The following is a 19,322-nucleotide window of genomic DNA, read 5'->3' on the forward strand; positions in this document are numbered from 1 at the left end:
TATGAGAAAGCTTATGTTGATTGTTAGCATAGTATCACTGGTCGGCTGTACGATTAAACCAGAAGTGGCTTCTGAGCAAGAAGTGACAGAGATCGTTGAAAAACAAAAACAGTGGATCTTAACGACGAGGCTTAATATTACTAAGCCGCTTACACTGTCTGACGTGATAGTACTGGCTCTTAAAAATAATTTGGAATTAGAGCAGGCTAGATACCGTGTTCTCGTTAACCAAACGACATTAGACAATACCCTTTATAGCTATTTACCTAAATCAAACTCGGCTTTTAATCGAAGTGTCCGAAATAACGATGGTGGGGCAAGTGATGTCTTACCTCCAGCACGCGACCGCAATACCGTTACGAGTTCTATTTCATGGTCGTCGTTAGATTTGGGTCAAGCTTATTTACAAGCGAAACAGTCGGGTAATGACTTATTAATTAAACAGCTACAACAGAAGAAAGTGATCTCAAGGATTGTTCGTGAAGTGATTTCCGATTATTTGGCATTAGCGATGATTGAACATGAAATCATAAAAGCGCGAACCATCGAGCAATCATTAATTATAAGCCTAGCTAAAGCTAGGGCATTAGACTCTCGTGAGCTTATCGACCCAATAAACTTGCTGAGTTATCAAGAGCAGATGCTGAGCCTTCAAATCCAGCTACAAGAGCTAGAGTCTGAATATTTAAAAACGAAGCAAATGTTATTAACGCGGATTAGTGCGCCGGGCCTTGAACTTCAACTCTCTCATAAGGGGCGGAACACATTAAGTTTGTCACTTGACAATATAACTCTCGAAGCACTTGAGCAGTTTGCTTTGTATAATCGTTCAGACTTGCGTGAGTCAGACTATAAGATCAGGAATGCAGGGTTAGAAATACGAAAAACATGGTTGAATGCACTCCCAAATTTCTCGATTGGGTACACCAATAATTATGACTCCGATCCGAATTTACGTAATAACGAATGGCTGCAGGTCGACCTTAACGTCGCAATGAAAGTGATTGAGCTCATTGCTCTGCCTGCACAGATTAATGAGCTTAAGAAAAAAGAGCAGTTGGAAAAACTTAGTTCATTGGCTTTTGCAGTCACTGTTTTAGGCCAAGTTCGCGAAGCGAATATTTCTTTTTTATCGGATAAATCTCGGTTAGGTCTAGAGCGAAAAAGGGAGCAGTTGCAGCATGAGATTGTTACCTTGAAACAGCAACGTGTCGCTTACGATTTAATGGATGAACTTGATTCGTTCAAATCTGAAGTAAACGCTGTTATTGCTAGTGTTCGAAGAGGCCAAGCATACAGTAACTACCAGAGCTCGATCCTCAAATTATTAGAGCAGGCTGGGGTGGATTTATTTCCATCTCATGCCACGTTAGCTTCAGGTGAGGAATTACAGCAGAGCGTGGATGTATGGTTAAAATCGTTGCCAAGCACAATTGAAAGCTTACTTCATCACAAGGTGCAATATACGGCGTTGAGCGCAGAGCTGAGCTAGCACGCCCTAGTCATTTTCGTTGACCTACATTACCTAAAGCAAGTTGATGCAATGCATAAAGCCAACAACAAAGTGGACAAGCTAACACTTTGTCCACTATCACTATATATTGAGCAGAATACGCCCTGACTAACGCTCAACAACACTTCCCTTAGCATGCTTTCGTCATTGCCTATCGAGCAGTTTTGTTCAGTGGAGAGTTTAGCGTCAATCGAATGGGGATTAGTGCTTATACCTAAAGGTATTACTATCATCAATAATTTTAATTTTGACCGATGCTAAGCCTTTATTGATGTTACCTATTTGTTCAAATGACTTATAAGAAAGGTCAATGACTCGACCTTTCGCAAAAGGACCTCGATCATTGATTTTGACATCTACCGTTTTATTATTGGCTGTATTTGTAACCCTCACGATAGTCCCAAAAGGTAAGGTTTTATGAGCCGCTGTATAGGCTCTCATATTATACCGCTCACCACTTGCAGTGAGCCTTCCGTGGTATTTTTTTCCGTACCACGAAGCTTGACCAACAAGCTCATGTGACTTGGAATAACCCCTTGTTTTTTCATCATCGATTGCCGCAGTTGACGAACAACCAGCAAGCAAAGTAAGGGTGAGAGCCGTAAAAATGAGGTTTAATTTTTTCATGCTATTTGGATACTCTATTTTCTTCATGTCATGTTTGTCTGTTTTGAGGCAAAAATGATCATCCGATTTGATTACCGATTTTGCCATGAACTATGTTTCGTTTAGTCATGGTTAAGAAAGATTTTGGAAGTGAAAATAGTAAAGTTAGCAACGTTTGAGATCTGTGCCAGATTATTAATGTCTTAAACAGCCTATGCGGATAAACAGTATGACAAAGAACATCTGAAGCCAAAACTGCTCCACAGCATCATGACTGGACACTAAGTTAAGTGACTTTGCCATACCTGTGATAATTGATGCATTACTAATATTTGAAACACCGACACTCGTTAATTAGATGGTACGCCCCATCCTTTCCCTACAATAGGGATAGGTGAACCACAGGGAGAGACCATCATGCAACGCACTGTAATCATCGGTATTGATATAGGTAAAAACTTTTTCCATCTCGTTGGTAGAGATAAAGTGGGAAGGGAGGTTTTTCGTCATAAGTTTAATCGTGCCAAGCTAATTCAGTTTCTTTCATGTCATGAGCCAGTAGTTATTGCAATGGAGTCCTGTGGGGGATGCCATTGGCTGGCAAGAAAGTGTTCCAGCTTCGGACACATCCCAAAACTCATTCCTCCTCAGTATGTTAAGCCGTATGTGAAATCTCATAAGAATGACTTTATTGATGCAGATGCTATTGGAGAGGCTGCATCAAGACCACATATGAGGTTTGTTACAGCTAAGTCAGAGATGGCACAAGTGTTAACTGTCATTCGGCGAGTCAGAGCTGCTTATATCAAAGATCGTACAGCATGCATGAACCGTATCAGTTCCATGCTACTTGAATTTGGCATCAGTTTGCCAAAAGGTCACCATCAGATGAAAAATGTGTTTCAGCGTATTATGGATCATGATGAGCTATTACCACCTTTGCTTCTTCTCGAGGTTAAGCAGCATTTTGACCATTATGAGTTGCTCAATTTAAGAATCAAAGAACAAGAAGAAAAGCTGCATCGGCTCATGCGACAACAAGAAACAGCAACGCTTCTTCAGACCATACCAGGTGTTGGTCCAATAACAGCCTGCTGTTGTTTATCAGCAGTAGCTAACCCACAAGATTTTAAAAATGGACGCAACTTTGCCGCTTGGATTGGTCTTGTTCCATACCAATACTCAACGGGAGGTAAATCAAGGTTGCTTGGCATATCAAAACGAGGGAACAAAGAACTCAGGGAAATGTTTGTTCATGCCGCAAGGGCAGTAATGTGGCGTGATGAATCAGCGGAAAAATACTTCGGTACTTGGCTAATAGAACTTAAGCGAAGAAAGCCATTTAATGTCGCTGTAGTTGCATTAGCGAATAAGTTAGCACGTATAGCTTGGTCAGTAATGGCGGAACAAAAGCCTTATGAAGTAAGAATATAGAGTTTGCAATGATAAACAATGATGACAAAACGGTTAGACCACCAGATTGAAGACCTGATGGACAGAACAGCAATAGCATGCTTTCACGTTTTTGAGGACAATCTGGCGCGGATCTCATCGTAGAGCTGGGACTAATGACGGTCTCGAAATGACTCTGAATACATTAGCGCAAACCAACTCCGTTATCGGGTATATCACTTGCAAAACGGGGCGTACCATACATTTTGTCCAAAGGTATTTAGAAGTGATCAAACTTGTCATCCTCCTTGGTATTTGGGAGAACAGTCGCCTTATGAGCGATCAATATTTAGCTTAACAACACTCGCGACAGATATCCCCTAACAGAACTATGCGTTCAAACTGTATTGCTCTCCGACAAGTATTGCTTAATCAGAGCCAAGGTGGTTTATCTTAGATTATCCATTATTGGCTTTATTGATACCGCCTTTACTTAAATGCTTTTGCTAGTAAAGGCGGCATTATTGATCAGGTTAACGAGCCAGTTTGTGGTGGGCTCGAGAAAAGTGGCCAGCGCAAAAAGCACCGACGATAGATAGCTCACCAGCAAGGCAAAGGGCTGCGCAAACTTCGGCTAAGGCTTGCGATTTGCCAGTACCATGTAAGCCCATCAAATCTAGGCAGGCCTTTTGGCTTGGTAATGAGGTGCCACCACCTACGCTACCAACCATTAGGTTTGGTAGAGTAACAGAAGCGTATAAACCACCTTCTTTGTTGACTTCGATACGGGTAATACCAACCGCTGATTCGGCCACACAGGCGGCATCTTGACCGCAAGCGATATAGAAGGCAGCCAACGCATTCGCATAATGTGCGTTAATCCCAATGCTACCACTGAGCGTGCCGCCAACGGTTGTCATTCGAGTGAACTCAGCCATTTTCTCTGGGGTAGTGTGAAGCATTTTTTCGACTAAGGCTTTGTCGATATTCACCTCTGCCGTTACTTTTTTGCCACGAACTCCGCGCAATGTTTGGGCTGTCGCTTTTTTATCACCTGAAAGGTTACCATCTAAGAAAGCTTGATCGGGTTTAATTGGCGTGTGGTGCAGAATATATTCGAATACCGCGTTGGTTGAAATCGTTACCATGTTCTGCCCAGAGGCATCACCTGTTAGGTATTCAAACACAAGGTAAACATGGTTACCCTCGATATTTACGCTAATATCGGTGAGTTTTCCGTGGCGAGTTGTTGATTCTGCAATCGCACGAAATTCGTCATATTGAGTGACAACCCAAGCCACAAACTGACCGGCCTCGGCCAAGTTATAAAAGGCAAAGCAAGGTGTGCGGGTGACGCCTTCGTTAAGCAGCATGACACTGGCGCCACCTGCTTTGGTGATTAACTGTGAACCGCGATTATAAGAGGCAACCAAGGCTGCTTCAGTTGTCGCTAGTGGTACGTGATAATCATCATTTGCAAACAGGCCATTGACTCGTAGCGGGCCTGCAATACCAATAGGCAGTTTTACTGTACCGATGAAATTCTCGATATTTTTGTGGTAACTGTCCATTTGATGATGAGTATGCTCATCGAGAAGTTGTGCTTTAGCATCTGCGTTATCGAGGAGTTGCCAGCGTTTTTCGACCGCCTTGGGGGTAAGGTAAGGGGTGCGAGGCTGTTTTTTCTCTGGCTTGGCATGATTAGGGCCAAGGCGCTGTTGTAGTTCATCAGCAGATAGGTCGGTAACCAGTGACGTCATATAGTCACGGCGATGCAGGTTTAGCTTTGGCATAGCAATACTTCTTAACTTTCGATTCCGTGGATTCTACAGCCCAAATACCAAAAAACTACTCCTGCCAGATGGTAAGTTACTCATTAATACAGAAATCATTCAGGTTCATCATGTTTAGCGAGCGATAAAAATGATGCCATCCCACTGATATCTAAATAACCATCCATTTTTTTATGAGTGCGTAGGTATTGGTACCCCGTAATAATTTTTAACAGTTCGTCTGATTCAGTATTGTTCATTTTTTTATCAGTGACATGCTCATAAGCAGTAAAAAGTGCTGTTTTATCTACTACTTCTGCTTGTCGATAGAGATAACCACAACCTGTAGCGAGCCATTCGAGTGAACAATTTGCCCGCATGGCAATTTGATTCGCTTTGGTCAAACTGGGCTCACTGCCTTTAAGGTACTTCCGGATCAGCGCTTCATTGATATCGACTCGGCGGGCAAAGCCACTAATACTTTCTTCGCCAATTAAGGCTCTGAGACGGTGAGAAAATGCCATAGTTCGTACTCCAGTTCGAGGGTGTCGAGTTATAGCATTGCGTACAGTGAAGAACAAGTTTAGGTAAGGGCGTTTAGGGGGGGCATTGAATAGTTGGGGCAATATAGCTTATACCGCGTAACGTTTTCTCACCACTCACTGCATTCGTAATATACTATATTCAACAGGTTTATTATGGAGAGCCGCTATGTCGCAAATATTGCGCTTGTCTGCTGTGATGAGAAGTCTAAAAATAGGCTTGTCGAAGCGGTTGATATGGAGAGTCTTACTGATCGCTTTACTCAGCACGATTCTAAATGCTGCCCAATTCTATTTCTTCTATGCACAGACATTAGATGTATTAGCCCAGCAGTTATCTTTTCAACTGCTGCCTGATGAATTTAGTGCTGTCGCACAATCTTTACCTTCTATGTATGAGGCAATGAGCAGTTGGCTGCTGCTATTACTGTTGTTGCAGTTGGCTGTGGCGACATGGGCTGGTTGTTGGCTTAGTTACCGTTTGTATGGCCCAGTCGAGCGTATTCGCAATGCGTTGGTCGATATTTCCATGGGTAAGCTGTCGACAATAATACAAACGCGTAAAGGGGATGAGCTAGAGGACATCGCAGAAGACATCAACGATAGCTCAGCGCGTATTCAAGTGATGGTAATGAGCATGAAAGAGAACCTCGCAATGCTCGACACCTGTGACTTGCCACCTGATCGTGCCATTCACCTTGATACGATTCGCAATAATCTTGAATATTTTGAAACCCTAGAATTAGATTATTCTGTGCAGGATGAGAATGAGTCGGTGGTTTAGCATTCGCTGCCAAAGCGCATTTCTTATTCCTCTCCTTGTATCATTGTTTATGCTTGGTTCCGTAGGTACCACGTACGCTAAGGCAACGCATGACCAAATAGGGGAAGGAATACAGCTAATACAACAAGGGCAGCTAAATGAGGCTAAGGCCCAATTAAACTCGACCGTAGAGCCGTATAAGGGTGAGGCGTTATTTTTAGCTGCACGTATTGCTGAATTTGAGCATAACTGGGTGCAGTCAATGGCGTACTATCGACAGTACTTAAGTGAGGATCCCTTTAGTGTGCATCGACTCGAAGCTCGTGCTGCTTTTGCTCTATTGCGTACCTATAGAAATGATCCGCTACTTATCGATTATTTCTACCTTATCCAGCTGCGAGATCAGAATGCTTTGGGGCAGATGCAGCAAGCTAGCGCTCGTTTGTATGCAATTAATCCAACCCAACCACTGGCGATTCGTGGGCAATTACTGATGGCGCATAGTTTGCTCGAGCTTGGTCAAGCGCCCCAAAAGGCATTGAACTTATATATTAAGATTGCTGATGATACCGTCTCAATGGAGGCCGACTGGTACATACAGGCAATGTTTGGGGCGGTGTTTTCTGCACTAAGAGATCAGCAGAACACAATGGCGAAGAATATGTTTGCCCAATTACAAGCAAAGCTGGATTCAAATTGGTCAAACCGCAATAGTCTTCTTGCTCGTAGCTGGCAACAACGCATTGATGCGATGGCATTTATGTTTAGTCTGCTGCAAGAAGAAACAAGCCAGCCGACTGAACCTTTTTTATGGGGGGTTGGTGCGCGGCTACTGCTTGATAACCCTGTTGGTAGCGGGCAAAACTTCGCACCAATTTGGAATACTTTATCGACACATGCATTGGGTGTTCGAAGCGTTACGCTATGGATCACTCAAGATAGTGATTGGCACTGGCTACGTACTGATTTACTTCGTGGTGCGCATGCTAACGGCTATATTCCTATGATCAACTATTGGTTTTTTGGCGATAAGATCAGCCCTGATTACGTACAGGCGAATCGAAAGCGTTACCTTGATGAAATAGAACACAAGCTGATCCCTCTGCTCCGTGACTTACCACAGGCTTATTTGATCCTTGAGCCGGAATTTAATAAGCAAGGCATCGAGAGCTGGGATGGCTGGGATCCACTGATGTTAGAAGTGATTGCACTGCTTCGCAAACACGTACCTCAAGTAAAAATTGGTTTAGGCCTTGGGGACTGGGACCAACCCGGTAGTACACCGAGCTATATCAGTGCACAAAAAAGCATAGAAGCGAGTGATTTTGTGGCCAGTATGTTGATGCTCGCTAGCTATACTGAACGCGCGCATTCAGCACCTGATTGGTCTGCATGGGTACGGGCACTACGCCTTGGTGAGCGTTTGCAAAAACGCTTTAATAAACCTTGGATGTTGGCGTACTTATCAATTGCCTCTCAGCCAAACTGGGAGGCACAGCAGGCCAATGAACTCCACAAGCTTCATTTCTATCTCCCAATGCTACGTAAGCTTGGCTTGTTTGCGCTCAATTGGTTTTCCTTCACCGATGAACCTCAACAACAAGGCTGGTTCGCCGATGCAGAGCAGAGTTTTGGTTTACTCGATGCTGATTACCGTCCTAAAGCTGCCTTTGATACGTATAAACAGCTAATTGATAAGCACCGCACTGAAGAAATACAAGCCCCGAATTTAGAGCAGTTTATAGTGACGAATATGGCTGAGCCTCGACTGAAGCCGTTACAGGTAAAAGCAGAGTTTACTCATTGGGCACCCTGGGAACTAACAGTCGCTCAGGGAGAAAATGAATGGGTGCAGCGTGGCGTTGGTGATGCAATACTGCTTCACTGGCACGGGCAGATGCTTCCATCTTGGGCTGATTCTGGGCCTCTATCAGTTACTCTCAAGCTAAATGGCAAGGTGGTTAAAAAAACGGACGCTTTTTGGCAAGGTATAGAAAATAACCGCTTTGTTGTAAACGAAGAAGTAACCTTAGATACGTGGCATACATGGCAACGGTCACTGTTACAAAGCATTGATGCAGCTCAACTCGGATTGAGGAACAGTGGTTCTGTGGAGCTTGTATTGACGGGCTTAAGACCCGAACAATTATCTGCATTATATGTTGGTTTGATCGATAGCCATGGATTTTCCCAGACACTTTCTGTTTCAGGTTATGCCTATGCAAAAGGGAACGCCATCGCGATTAATATCCCACTTGCAGATTTTGGTCAGAATTGGGTGAAGTTCGAAAATGACACACCCACATGGCGTAATTTACCAAATGGTTCTATAGACCTTGTCTTGCAAAATAGTAGCCTTCAGCCGATCTCATTTAAGGTGAGTGCATTACACAGCCTACTGCCAGAGTAATTGTGAGTAAAATGCTATAGTTCGAACTCCAGTTCGAGGGTTTCGGTTTAGAGCATTGCGCACTGGGAAGAACAAGCCTAGGATGGATACCGATTTTTGAATAAACGGAGTTAAGTCCAGATGGTGGCAAAAGTTGAACTCACCCCTCAAGGGCAGCAGTTTTCTGAGTTAGTTCAGGGATATTGGCGACTTGCCGATTGGCAGATGAGCCCGCAGGAACGATTAACCTTTCTTAAACAGCACATTGAATTAGGTATCTCGACGGTTGATCATGCTGATATCTATGGTGGCTATAGTTGTGAGCAACTTTTCGGTGAAGCACTTGCGCTAGATCCAAGCGTGCGTGACCAGATTGAAATCGTCACCAAGTGTGATATTAATTTGTGCACAGATTTAGTACCAGCACGTAAAATCAATCATTACGATACCAGTAAACTGCATATCACTGAGTCAGTGAATAATTCGTTGTCGCGTTTACAGGTTGAAAATATTGATGTGTTGTTGATTCATCGCCCTGATGTGTTGATGAATGCCGATGAGGTCGCTGAAGCGTTTACTGAACTGAAACTGCAAGGCAAGGTTAATCACTTCGGTGTCTCTAATTTTACGCCGTCACAATTTGAGTTACTTCAGTCCCGCCTTGATGCACCTTTGGTGACCAATCAAGTTGAGATTAACCCACTGAACTTTGATGTTGCCCATGATGGCACGCTCGATCAACTTCAGATGAAACGTATTAAGCCAATGGCATGGTCGTGCTTAGCGGGTGGGGATATTTTTTCTGGGCAGTCAGAGCAGCAAGTACTCGTACGCAATGAGTTAGAAGCGATACGTGATGAAGTTGGTGCTAAAAGTATCGATCAAGTTATCTACGCTTGGGTACGACGTTTACCGTCCAATCCGTTGGCAATTATTGGTTCAGGTAAAATTGAACGTGTTCAAGCTGCGATTGAAGCGCTTGATATCACCTTAACTCGCGAGCAGTGGTATCGCGTTTGGGTCGCTTCAAAAGGACACGGTGTGCCATAGTCGAGCCGTGATACTGCTGATAAATAAAAAGAGCCTCAATTTGAGGCTCTTTTGTTTTTTGTTAACCGGTAATTATTTATAAACAGAGCTTGTAGCTTTTCTTTTGTGCACATTGCGCTGTTTTCAATGCCTCTTGGTATTTTTCATCATGCGGGTATGCATCGACCAGCTGTTGGAAAGTATTCACTGCTTTGGTGTTTTGCTTTTGGTTGTAATATGCCCACCCTTTTAATTCCATTAAACCAATGTCTTTGCCAAACTGGCCTTCAAATTGTTCGCTTTTATCAATGACATATTGATAATTTTGTTTTTCATAAGCATTCAAAATAGATTTTGATTCTCGCTGTTTGGCGTAAAGGCTCTTTTGTGCAGGGTCAGATAATTTATTTGCTAGAAAATGTGCATGCTGCTCAAAACCTGCTTTGTTTAATGCCAATGTGTAACCATATTGCGTTGATTCATATTGCTCATCTGTTTTTGACATGCCATCAAGCGCTTGTTCAAATGAACGTTTAGCTGTTAGCGGGCGATCAATGTTATACCACTGCCAGCCTGCGAGTGCATGTTGCTGCGGGGAAAGGTTCTGTTCTGTTTGTAAGAGTTTTAAGCATTGCTGTGGGTCGCTTTCACAGGCTCTGGCCAGTTGCGGTGATCCTGAACCTGTATTGAGTTTTTTAAGTGATGGGTAACGAGAAGACCATAATGATTTAAAGCGATCATACTCTTCCGTTTTATTGAGCCCTTGGAGGCTCAAAAGCTTGCCTTCGATTTGCTTTTTCGTTGGTGTCGATGTCCAGCCTATGGATTGATCAAACCACGATAATGCTTGTGAATAGTTCTTGGTCTTTAAATATTGCCAGCCAAGTAGTTCTGCGCCCTTAGGGTCTTTGACTTGACGAATTTGTTCACTGGCAGCGCGTGCTATAGAGCTGCTGACGCGTTGGTTACCTAATTGCGCTAACTGTACCTGGTAGGCAAGTTTATTATATTCAGCGGTATCAGAACCTGCACTGTTCTTATATCGAGCAAGAATGTCGGCACCCGCTGATGGCCGTGTCCAACCAAGGGCTTTTTGCGTTGTGCTTAAGCTAAATTGTGGGCAATTTTTCAAAATAGTCGACAACTTCTCTTTGGATTTCGGGCCATAACCGGTACTGGTCTCATGTTGTAAATCAAGCCACATCCATTGAATTCGTTGACAGGTCATCCATTCTTGATTGGCTGTCAGTAAAGCATTCGCCGAAGCATATTGTTTTTTTTGTACTGCATCTTCAAGCGCAGTCAGCGTTGATTGATATTGAATTTCATCATCAAGCTTGTTTGATATTTGTTTATTTTTAGATGCAGCTTGAGCGGCTTCCCACCCTTTGTTTTCAAGTACTTTCCAGATAGGGGTTTCATCATAATACGCTTTATTCGGTGCATTCACTTCAACCGATATTTGACTATCAAGTAATTGAATATGGGCTTGGTTATTCGCCACGTTATTTGCAAGTAACGGGCTTGAAACAAGCAGGGCTAGATATAATGGTTTCATTGACAATACCTCTCATGAAAAGCGATATGTGAAAAGATAATTAGACTGGCAGAGTAATAGTCATCGTTTTGTTTTGGGTGAGGTAAAGCGCTGCGATGCTTGTACTTTTCTTGGCTTATTTGTACTAACGTAGCCACAGCATTTGCACCGGTAGGTGCTGCGTAATCAGCCATGTGATTATTATTAATGTTGACCCAAGCGCGGTTATTTTGGCTTATCCAACGTTGATAGTGATCGCTAGTGGCACTGTCATACCCGCCCCAAACTAAATATAAAGGGATCCGATAGCTTGCATAGCTGAATTGAGCTGGAAACTGTTGTGCGGGTTGCCAGCTGTTATTTTTGAACTCTAACCAGTCGGAAGGTAACTTGTGTTGACCAAATTGACTTTTATCGAGAATGTTAATGCCACTTTGTGATAGCTGCGACCAACGCTCATTGTATTGTGCAAATTCATTAAAGGCAGGGTAAACCCAGTAAGAAGGGTTCACGACTGTCGAACCTGATTTTTTGAACCCGTATTGAGCGGGTAGAAGGGCGTATTCATTACCAAGCTGCACGATGTGGCTATCAGAGAGCGTGGCAATGATTTTTTCAGCCTCTTTGCCATACTGCTGCTCCGGCCATAATTTTTGTGCTTTTAATAATGCCCAAGCAATAAAAATATCACCGTCACTGGCGTTATTGGTGTCTGGAATATGTGGCTGCTGAGGCTGCCACTTCCATGAAAATAACCCATCTTCGCGACGTTGTAATGTTTGTTTCGTCCAGTGCCATAGTGTTTTGAATGAAGCATGGTCATTAAAGTAAGCCGCCATTAGCATGCCATACCCCTGACTTTCACTGTGGCTAATACTGTTGTTCCCGTTGTCAACGACCCGTCCTTCAGGTAACACAAATTGCTTTTTGTAGAACGACCATAGTTTCTGGTCGTCCTTTATATTGCAGCCATGCACTTTCGCCTGCACAGATGAGTGGCTTAATAGCGGTAGAGTCATGGCTATGATTGGAAGCCATTTCATCGTCTTGCCTCCAAACCACGTTGAACCAAAAGGACCAGTGGGAATATTAAGGCAAACAAGATTGCGGGTAAGGAATAAGGGTGAGTGATGAAGCCTGCACGGGCTAGCTGTATATCACTTTCATGGCTCGGCAAAGCTAAAGCAATTTTTCCAGGGGCTTGAACCGAATCATCAGAAAGGTAAATAAGCATGTCTTTGTTTAGGCTTTCGTCATCACGAGCATTGAATTCAATCTTACGCCAGCCATTGTTGCTGGTGGATAGCCGAGCTAAGGTGTGGCTGTCATGGTTCTGCCACGGTGTTGTCAAACGACCATACTGGTTTAACGGTGTTGGTGATGCTTTTTCAGAGATTGACGACTGCGATGAATTGACCATAGAAGTCAATAGATGTTGTCGCAGCGTATCCGTTACTCTATCGGTATTCTGTGCCGTTGTAGTGGTTGGGAGTGTGGTATTCCCGACGTTAAACATGAGCTGTACAGGGCGTTTTGCTGTTGTTGCTGTCGTGATCAACAATTGCTCCATTGGTTGGCGAGCTTGCAGCACGACATGACTAAGTAGTTGCCAGACTGCAGTAAGCTCACTGGAATGCTCAAAGTTGAGGCTTAGCTGCGTATTTATCCCGTGATCTGCTGTTGCAAATAAGAGCTGTTCGGCATGCAATTGTTGTTTGTTGACTGAATAATAATTAACCCATGTACCGAGTTTCAACGTCGAACTCTCTGAGATCTTAGCGATGAAAGGTAGGTAGTTTTCTCCTTGATTAAATTCACTCATTTGTTCTGGCCCATAGAGCTCAATACTAATGGTATTGAGTCCAGAACGGAGTTTGTCCATCGGAAATGATAAGCGATAGTGTTGTGAGTCACGCCAGTAGCTAGAGCGTAAAGGCATACTATTCGCGTATTCATCATTAATCCGTAATACCATTGCCGCTTCACCCGGTAAGACTTTTGGGTGATTCAACATGAGGTTGATATCCGCAGTGTCACCTTTATTCACCAACATATTTGCTGGCATCATAAGTGGGATAGCTAAAGGGGAGTCACCGAACTGTTGCTGGGATGTCAGCGTGTTCACGTTATATTGTTGATTGCTCGCTAATACAATTTGCTCTGATTGTTCGGTGGCATCAACAAGAGCATAAGTATGGTTTGGCAAGCGGTATGTCGGATTGGTAAAGTACTGAGCTGCTTGTACTAGCTCTTTGTTGTTGCGCCCAGATACAATAAAGAACCACTGTTGCGTTTTTGGGGCAAAGTGGAACCCTAAATACGGGCCATTAATCCCTGAAATGAAATTATTTGGCAGTACGTTAGATTGTGCTAATGCCTCTGGTAATCCATATAACAGATTAATTTTGCCATTGAATGTTTGGGTGTCAGCGCTCTTTTTTTGGTGGTATTCAAATTGATAGGCGTCAGTGCCGCTACGCAATGTCCAGCCTTGAACTAGCATGCCTGCCACCGACAGTGCGGTATCGCTGTTAGCATCGAGTAAGTTGTTTAGGTTGATTTTTTCTTTATGTAGTTGACCACTGCGCATGAGTGCTGAAAAGTTACTGAGGGTAGGTTGTACTCCCGTATATTGGTAATCAATTTCATAATATGACTGTTCTGTGAGTATTTTTGTAACGGCCTCAGAAGCTTCGATTCGTTGCTGAGTTAAACTTAGCGATGGCGGTAATTGATGACGAATAGATAGCGTTAAGATGTTGCCATAGCGTTGTAACAAGTCGGAGGTGAGTGTCGCTACGATTTCCTGTGACTCATTTTTAGCTTGCAACTGAATATTGGCCAAAGGCTTTTCACCAAGGTGAAGCCACAGGTTGGCAGTATCAATATTGCCAGAGTGCGCAAGCTTTAGCGTCACTTTTACGTTATTGGCCAGTTGATTTTCGAGTATTGCTAGCGGAAAACTGGTTTTATCCCACTGACCACGTAGTGTCGTATCTTGACTATCAGGCAGAATGAAACTGAGTGGTACTTTTGTTGTTTCGGCTTGGCTGACCCCAGTAAAGAGCAGCAACATTAGCACTGTAATAAACCGTTTCATTAGCGTACATCCTGTGTTGAGTGATGGGGTTTCCCTTTACCTTCCGAAGGCTTAGGCTGCTGTTTGGCGGTTGAGCTAATTAATGCACAGCTCTTAAGTGAGAGCTTAAAGAAGCTAATGAATGCCTGTAGAACTCCTTTTTCCTGTTGTTCTTCAAACAGGCGTCTTTTGGTCCATGTGTGGCTGTTAGAAAACGCTAATGAGGTTAAAACTTTCATTGATTGAGTATCAGCATCGAGTAATTCACAGCTAAGCATTTGCCCTGATGCGAGTAACTGACTGTGGTGCACCTTCATCGAAAAGCGATAAGGCTTGAGGCGTACTTTACTTTCACCAGTCTTAGGTGGGAGCTTGAGATAACAAGTCAGCTCTACCACGTCATTAGGTTTTAGCTGCGACTCTAAAGACTGTATGGTAATACGGGCGCCGTTCAGCGAGGCATCATTAATGACTGCATTTGTGCTCATCGTATTCGTGGTGAGGTAAGCAGGTGATTGGCATTGAGTTCGAGGTTCTGAACGTCGCTGTCTTCTTTCTGCGGTAGCACCAAGGCATGCTAAACAAAGTATGAGGTTAAGGGTGTTGAAGACTAATACAACAGACAGCTGACCTTGCTCTATTGGGTAGTTGAATATACGGTAAATTCCCCATGCTTCAGCGGCCGAAATAATAAACAGGAGCCCAAATAATAATGGTGCCAGGGGTGAAAAATGAGTGTGACTGGTTGTTTCACCTTTCGGGGTTACCGTAAAACTAGGCTTTTTAGGATTAACAATGGCTGATAGTGTAGGAAGCAGTAGATAGAGTGACAAAATTGTTTCATAAAACTCTGAAAACAGTGCATTTCGTGTCTTACCAAATAGATGCTGGTTAATGGCCAAGCTGATTAATAGGTGTGGTACAGCAAACGTTAGAAAGTCGAGGCCATTGCCGACAAAGATTTGTAAGTCAAACAGTAAATAACACAGTGGTGCGATTAAATATATGGTTCTGAAAATAGGGAAGAACCAGAACAACGTTGAATTTAAATAGCAAAGTCTTTGTGGCATGCTTAAACCGCGCTTCAGTAGCGGATTATTTAGCATGAAAATCTGAATCATCCCTTGTGCCCAGCGAGAGCGCTGTGTGACGTAATTACCAAATGTATCAGGGGATAAGCCAGCAATCATCGCTATATTAAGGTAAGCACTGTCCCAGCCTTTAGCGTGCATGTTTAAAGCCGTATCAGCATCTTCAGTAATGGTCTTTGTTGATATGCCACCAACATCATCTAATGCACAACGACGGATCACCGCAGCTGAACCGCAAAAGAAGCTCGCATTCCAAAAATCCATACCTTTTAAAATTCGGTTATAGAACATTTCGTTTTCACCAGGCACTTTATCTTGAATGCCAAGGTTACGTTCAATCGGATTCGGTGTTGCAAAGAAATGTGGCGTCTGAACAAAGCCAAGGTTAGGCTGCTGCTGAAACATGCCAATGGTATTGACTAGAAAATCGTGAGTAGGGACGTGGTCAGCATCCAAGATAAGGATTAGTTCGCCCTGACTATGCTTCATCGCGTTATTAATGTTGCCCGCTTTTGCCTGGCTATTATCGGTTCTCGAAAGGTAGTTGGCACCTAACTCTTGGCATAGTCGCTTAAGCTCATTTGTTCTTTGTCTTGCTGATTCAGCAAGGTGGAGATCTGGGTTATTAAGTTTATCCGCGGTGCCACCATCATCAAGTAACCATACATTAACTTGCCCTGGGTATTTCAGTTGCATCGCCGCAGTGAGTGTAGGGCTCACAACTTTTACTGGTTCATTATAAGTCGGAATAAAAACATCAATGGTTGGTAAGGGCTTAGTCTCATCAATGGGCGTTACTTCTCGCTCATGTTGTTGAACGTTAACGAACATACCCAGTAAATAAATGGTAATACCATAAATTTCGGTCACAAGTAGTGCTATAGCGAATGGAATATCAAGGTTACTCTCCCAAGGTAGAGTTTCCGTGTATCGCCACCAAATATAACGTATCGAAATCATGGCTCCGGTGAAGAGCATGGCAAGCTGAAGTGTTTTCTTATCTTTCAACAGCATGCTTATTGCAATGACGATAAAAGCTGAAGAAGTAAGCCATATATGCGTTTCTATCGACACTTTGATAGTCGCTAGGCTGATAATGGTAAAGATGAGAACGCAGGCTAATAACCACTTCATCCATGTGACAGCATGAGTGTTTCTCATTTTAAAAGTCCTCTAGATAAAAACTGGGTTTTAATTCATTTAACCAATTTGTAGTGTTGGGTTTATTATCTGGGGTGCAGTAGTGAACAAAAACGGATAACCAATGTTTATCCTTACGTGTATGCTGTTGCGCGTATAGGCAACTATCACCGTTGGGCATTCTTGTTACCCAACGTTGGTAAGGACCTACTGCATTATATTGATGCTGACCTTTCTCTACTGGCACCGTAAAAGAAAACAGAGCTGGTGGTTGCTTTAATGGTGTATTACCCACTATTTGGACAATCACGTTTTCGCCCTTCTGCAAGGTCTTGTTTTCTAATTCAGACCAATACCAGGTTTCCTGATTTCGGCTTTGACGGTAATTTTCAATTACCTTTACGCCGTCGGGATAGATGGGTAATTGGTAATCGTGAATATTAACTGGGTCGTTAAAACTATGGTTTGTATATTGCGTCTGGTTGAGTTGACAGCCAAACAACCCAAATGTACCAATAGCAATACCGACATAATGTAATGTATTCATTTGCTCTCCTTGATGTCTACTTTCTTATATGCAAGGAGATGACCACTTATGCCGCTGCTTATAACTGGTTGAAAATAAAAATACTTACATTGATGTCAATAAAATATGTTGTATTTTCGTTTGTATTTTGAAAATGACAATGCAACAAATTGCATTTTAAGAATCGGTGTTATTTTTGAATGTCGGAAGGTATTAGTGGAACTTTTGAGGAGTATTTATCGGTATTTCTCGGCGGTTAGAGTTGGCTTACTAGGGGTATTTCCACATTTATTTCTTATTTTGTGCACAGAAGTTGCAAGCTTCCAACGTAGCTTTCTTATTAGGGTGAGTTGTGGAGATAAAAATGCAGTTTTCGAAATGTATATTCATAGATATAAAACGCTGCGCCATTATTACGTGTGCAACGGTCATTCTATATGGTTGTGGCAGTGATTCTGATACAGAAGGTACCGATATCACCCAGAACGATATAGATAGTCAGCTAAGAACTCTGATTACCGATAACCAACTTGATATAAGCCTGTTAGAAAGCCGAAGCCTACCTGTGATTAGTGACCCATTGCCTCAATTAGGCAAAAAGTTATTTTTCAGCAAAAGTTTAGGGGGGCAGTTTGATTCTGCCTGTGCAAGTTGCCATCACCCTATGTTGGGCGGGGCTGATAATTTAAGTCTACCAATTGGAATTGAAGCCGATGACCCAACCCTTTTGGGGCTAGGGCGTGAAAACGCCACTGGCGTGCCAGTTATTGGTCGTCATAGCCCAACCGTATTTAATACTGGCCTATGGGATAAAGGGATGTTTTGGGATTCCCGGGTCGAAATTATTGGTGAAAGCCTTGGTAATAATGGTGAAGGAAACCAAATAAGCACACCGGACAGTGGTTTTGGCGTGGTAGACAGTAGCGCAGGGGCAAACCTTGCAGAAGCACAAAGCCGATTCCCTGTGACATCAGTTGAAGAAATGAAAGGGGAGGTGTTTGAAGATGGTAGTGAGCATAACGCAATACGCGATCACTTAGCGGCACGGCTAGGTGATTATGGTGTCGGCACTGGGGAGTTGAGTTTAAATCAGTGGCTAGCTGACTTTCAGACTGCATTTGATTCCAGTGATGATGCCAGCACACTCATTACTTATAGCAACATTGCTCGCGCACTAGCAGAATATGAACGCTCAATGTTGTTTATTGATTCCCCATGGCAGAACTATATTGATGGTGATGAAACCGCATTAACCGAGCAACAGAAACGAGGGGCGCTTTTATTTTTCACCTCCACACAAGATGATGGTGCGGGGTGTTCAGGGTGCCATAGTGGCAGCAAATTTTCTGATGAGCGGCACCATACAGTAGGTTTTCCACAAATAGGTCCAGGGAAAGGGGATGGCGATAATAGCGATGATGATTTTGGGCGTGAACATGTAAGCGATGATACCGATGACCGTTATCGTTTTAGAACGCCGAGCTTATTAAATATCTCGGCGACAGCTCCATACGGGCATACCGGTGCGTACTTATCTTTGGCCGATGTGGTAAGGCATTATATTAATCCGAGAAGAAGTATTGATGACTACTTTACTGAGCAAGCATGGTGTGATTTACCGCAATTCGAAAATGTGAGTAGTTGTACAAGTCTTTATCCTAATGCCCATAAAAATACGATACTTGCACTGAATAAGCTTGGCCAAGAGCAGCGTAATGATACGTCGGAGTTACCAAACATCCAGTTGAACGACAACGAAGTGCTCGCAATCGTGGCTTTTCTTGAATCTTTAACTGATCCATGTGTTGAAGACCGAGTATGTATGGTCGACTGGATTGCTGATGAAACGACAGATAATCCAGATGGCGAAGTCTTGATTGCTATTGATACGAACGGTACCGCGCTATAGCATTGGATGGAAATGATATAAGTCGCCATCGTTG

At 43.2% G+C, this 19,322-nt stretch carries 14 protein-coding genes; 6 read left to right on the plus strand and 8 right to left on the minus strand.

All coding sequences use genetic code 11. The annotated features are described in order from the left end of the window. Position 1 precedes the first annotated feature (1 nt). Entirely contained in the window at positions 2–1,492 is a 1,491-nt protein-coding gene (locus L4D09_RS13460; protein ID WP_428458023.1) for a TolC family protein, read from the plus strand. A 222-nt stretch (positions 1,493–1,714) separates the two neighbouring features. Here the strand turns inward: L4D09_RS13460 and L4D09_RS13465 are convergent, their stop codons facing one another. Further along, positions 1,715–2,140, minus strand: a complete 426-nt coding sequence (locus L4D09_RS13465; protein ID WP_428458038.1) for a septal ring lytic transglycosylase RlpA family protein — start codon at positions 2,138–2,140, stop codon at positions 1,715–1,717. Positions 2,141–2,536: 396 nt separating this feature from the next. On the opposite strand from L4D09_RS13465, the gene L4D09_RS13470 reads away from it, so the two are divergent. Then, the gene (locus L4D09_RS13470; protein WP_428458024.1) at positions 2,537–3,553 is read left to right on the plus strand and encodes an IS110 family RNA-guided transposase; all 1,017 of its coding nucleotides are present in this window, start codon (positions 2,537–2,539) and stop codon (positions 3,551–3,553) included. 491 nt (positions 3,554–4,044) lie between these two features. Here the strand turns inward: L4D09_RS13470 and L4D09_RS13475 are convergent, their stop codons facing one another. Together L4D09_RS13475 and L4D09_RS13480 are read right to left on the minus strand one after the other, a co-directional pair. Continuing rightward, positions 4,045–5,304, minus strand: a complete 1,260-nt coding sequence (locus tag L4D09_RS13475) for a hydroxymethylglutaryl-CoA reductase (protein ID WP_428458025.1) — start codon at positions 5,302–5,304, stop codon at positions 4,045–4,047. A 95-nt stretch (positions 5,305–5,399) separates the two neighbouring features. Then, positions 5,400–5,807 (minus strand): XRE family transcriptional regulator, encoded by a 408-nt coding sequence (locus L4D09_RS13480; protein WP_428458026.1) that lies wholly within the window; start codon positions 5,805–5,807, stop codon positions 5,400–5,402. Between the two features lie 187 nt (positions 5,808–5,994). Between L4D09_RS13480 and L4D09_RS13485 the strand changes: the two genes are divergently transcribed. The 3 genes from L4D09_RS13485 to L4D09_RS13495 all read left to right on the plus strand — a co-directional run bounded on the left by L4D09_RS13485 (position 5,995) and on the right by L4D09_RS13495 (position 10,027). Next, positions 5,995–6,609, plus strand: a complete 615-nt coding sequence (locus tag L4D09_RS13485; protein ID WP_428458027.1) for a HAMP domain-containing protein — start codon at positions 5,995–5,997, stop codon at positions 6,607–6,609. After that, positions 6,593–8,998, plus strand: coding sequence for a tetratricopeptide repeat protein (locus L4D09_RS13490; RefSeq protein ID WP_428458028.1), 2,406 nt, complete (start codon positions 6,593–6,595; stop codon positions 8,996–8,998). Before L4D09_RS13485 ends, L4D09_RS13490 begins: the two co-directional genes overlap by 17 nt. Before the next feature lie 120 nt (positions 8,999–9,118). Further along, positions 9,119–10,027, plus strand: a complete 909-nt coding sequence (locus L4D09_RS13495; protein WP_428458029.1) for an aldo/keto reductase — start codon at positions 9,119–9,121, stop codon at positions 10,025–10,027. A 76-nt stretch (positions 10,028–10,103) separates the two neighbouring features. Here the strand turns inward: L4D09_RS13495 and L4D09_RS13500 are convergent, their stop codons facing one another. The 5 genes from L4D09_RS13500 to L4D09_RS13520 are packed head-to-tail and all read right to left on the minus strand — an operon-like array spanning position 10,104 to position 17,400. Beyond that, positions 10,104–11,564: a tetratricopeptide repeat protein gene (locus L4D09_RS13500; RefSeq protein WP_428458030.1), complete on the minus strand. Its 1,461-nt coding sequence runs from the start codon at positions 11,562–11,564 to the stop codon at positions 10,104–10,106. After that, positions 11,561–12,586, minus strand: coding sequence for a family 8 glycosyl hydrolase (locus L4D09_RS13505; RefSeq protein ID WP_428458031.1), 1,026 nt, complete (start codon positions 12,584–12,586; stop codon positions 11,561–11,563). Before L4D09_RS13505 ends, L4D09_RS13500 begins: the two co-directional genes overlap by 4 nt. Then, positions 12,583–14,643, minus strand: a complete 2,061-nt coding sequence (locus L4D09_RS13510) for a cellulose biosynthesis cyclic di-GMP-binding regulatory protein BcsB (RefSeq protein WP_428458032.1) — start codon at positions 14,641–14,643, stop codon at positions 12,583–12,585. Before L4D09_RS13510 ends, L4D09_RS13505 begins: the two co-directional genes overlap by 4 nt. Next, a complete protein-coding gene (gene bcsA / locus L4D09_RS13515) occupies positions 14,643–16,874 on the minus strand; it encodes a UDP-forming cellulose synthase catalytic subunit (RefSeq protein ID WP_428458033.1) in 2,232 nt (743 codons plus the stop codon). Before bcsA ends, L4D09_RS13510 begins: the two co-directional genes overlap by 1 nt. Position 16,875: 1 nt before the next feature. After that, positions 16,876–17,400 (minus strand): hypothetical protein, encoded by a 525-nt coding sequence (locus L4D09_RS13520; protein ID WP_428458034.1) that lies wholly within the window; start codon positions 17,398–17,400, stop codon positions 16,876–16,878. Between the two features lie 343 nt (positions 17,401–17,743). Here L4D09_RS13520 and L4D09_RS13525 point away from each other — a divergent pair, with 343 nt between their 5' ends. After that, positions 17,744–19,288: a cytochrome-c peroxidase gene (locus tag L4D09_RS13525; protein WP_428458035.1), complete on the plus strand. Its 1,545-nt coding sequence runs from the start codon at positions 17,744–17,746 to the stop codon at positions 19,286–19,288. Positions 19,289–19,322: the final 34 nt, after the last annotated feature.

Origin of the sequence: Photobacterium makurazakiensis (assembly GCF_050336715.1) — a bacterium.
GTDB classification, from domain to species: domain Bacteria; phylum Pseudomonadota; class Gammaproteobacteria; order Enterobacterales; family Vibrionaceae; genus Photobacterium; species Photobacterium makurazakiensis.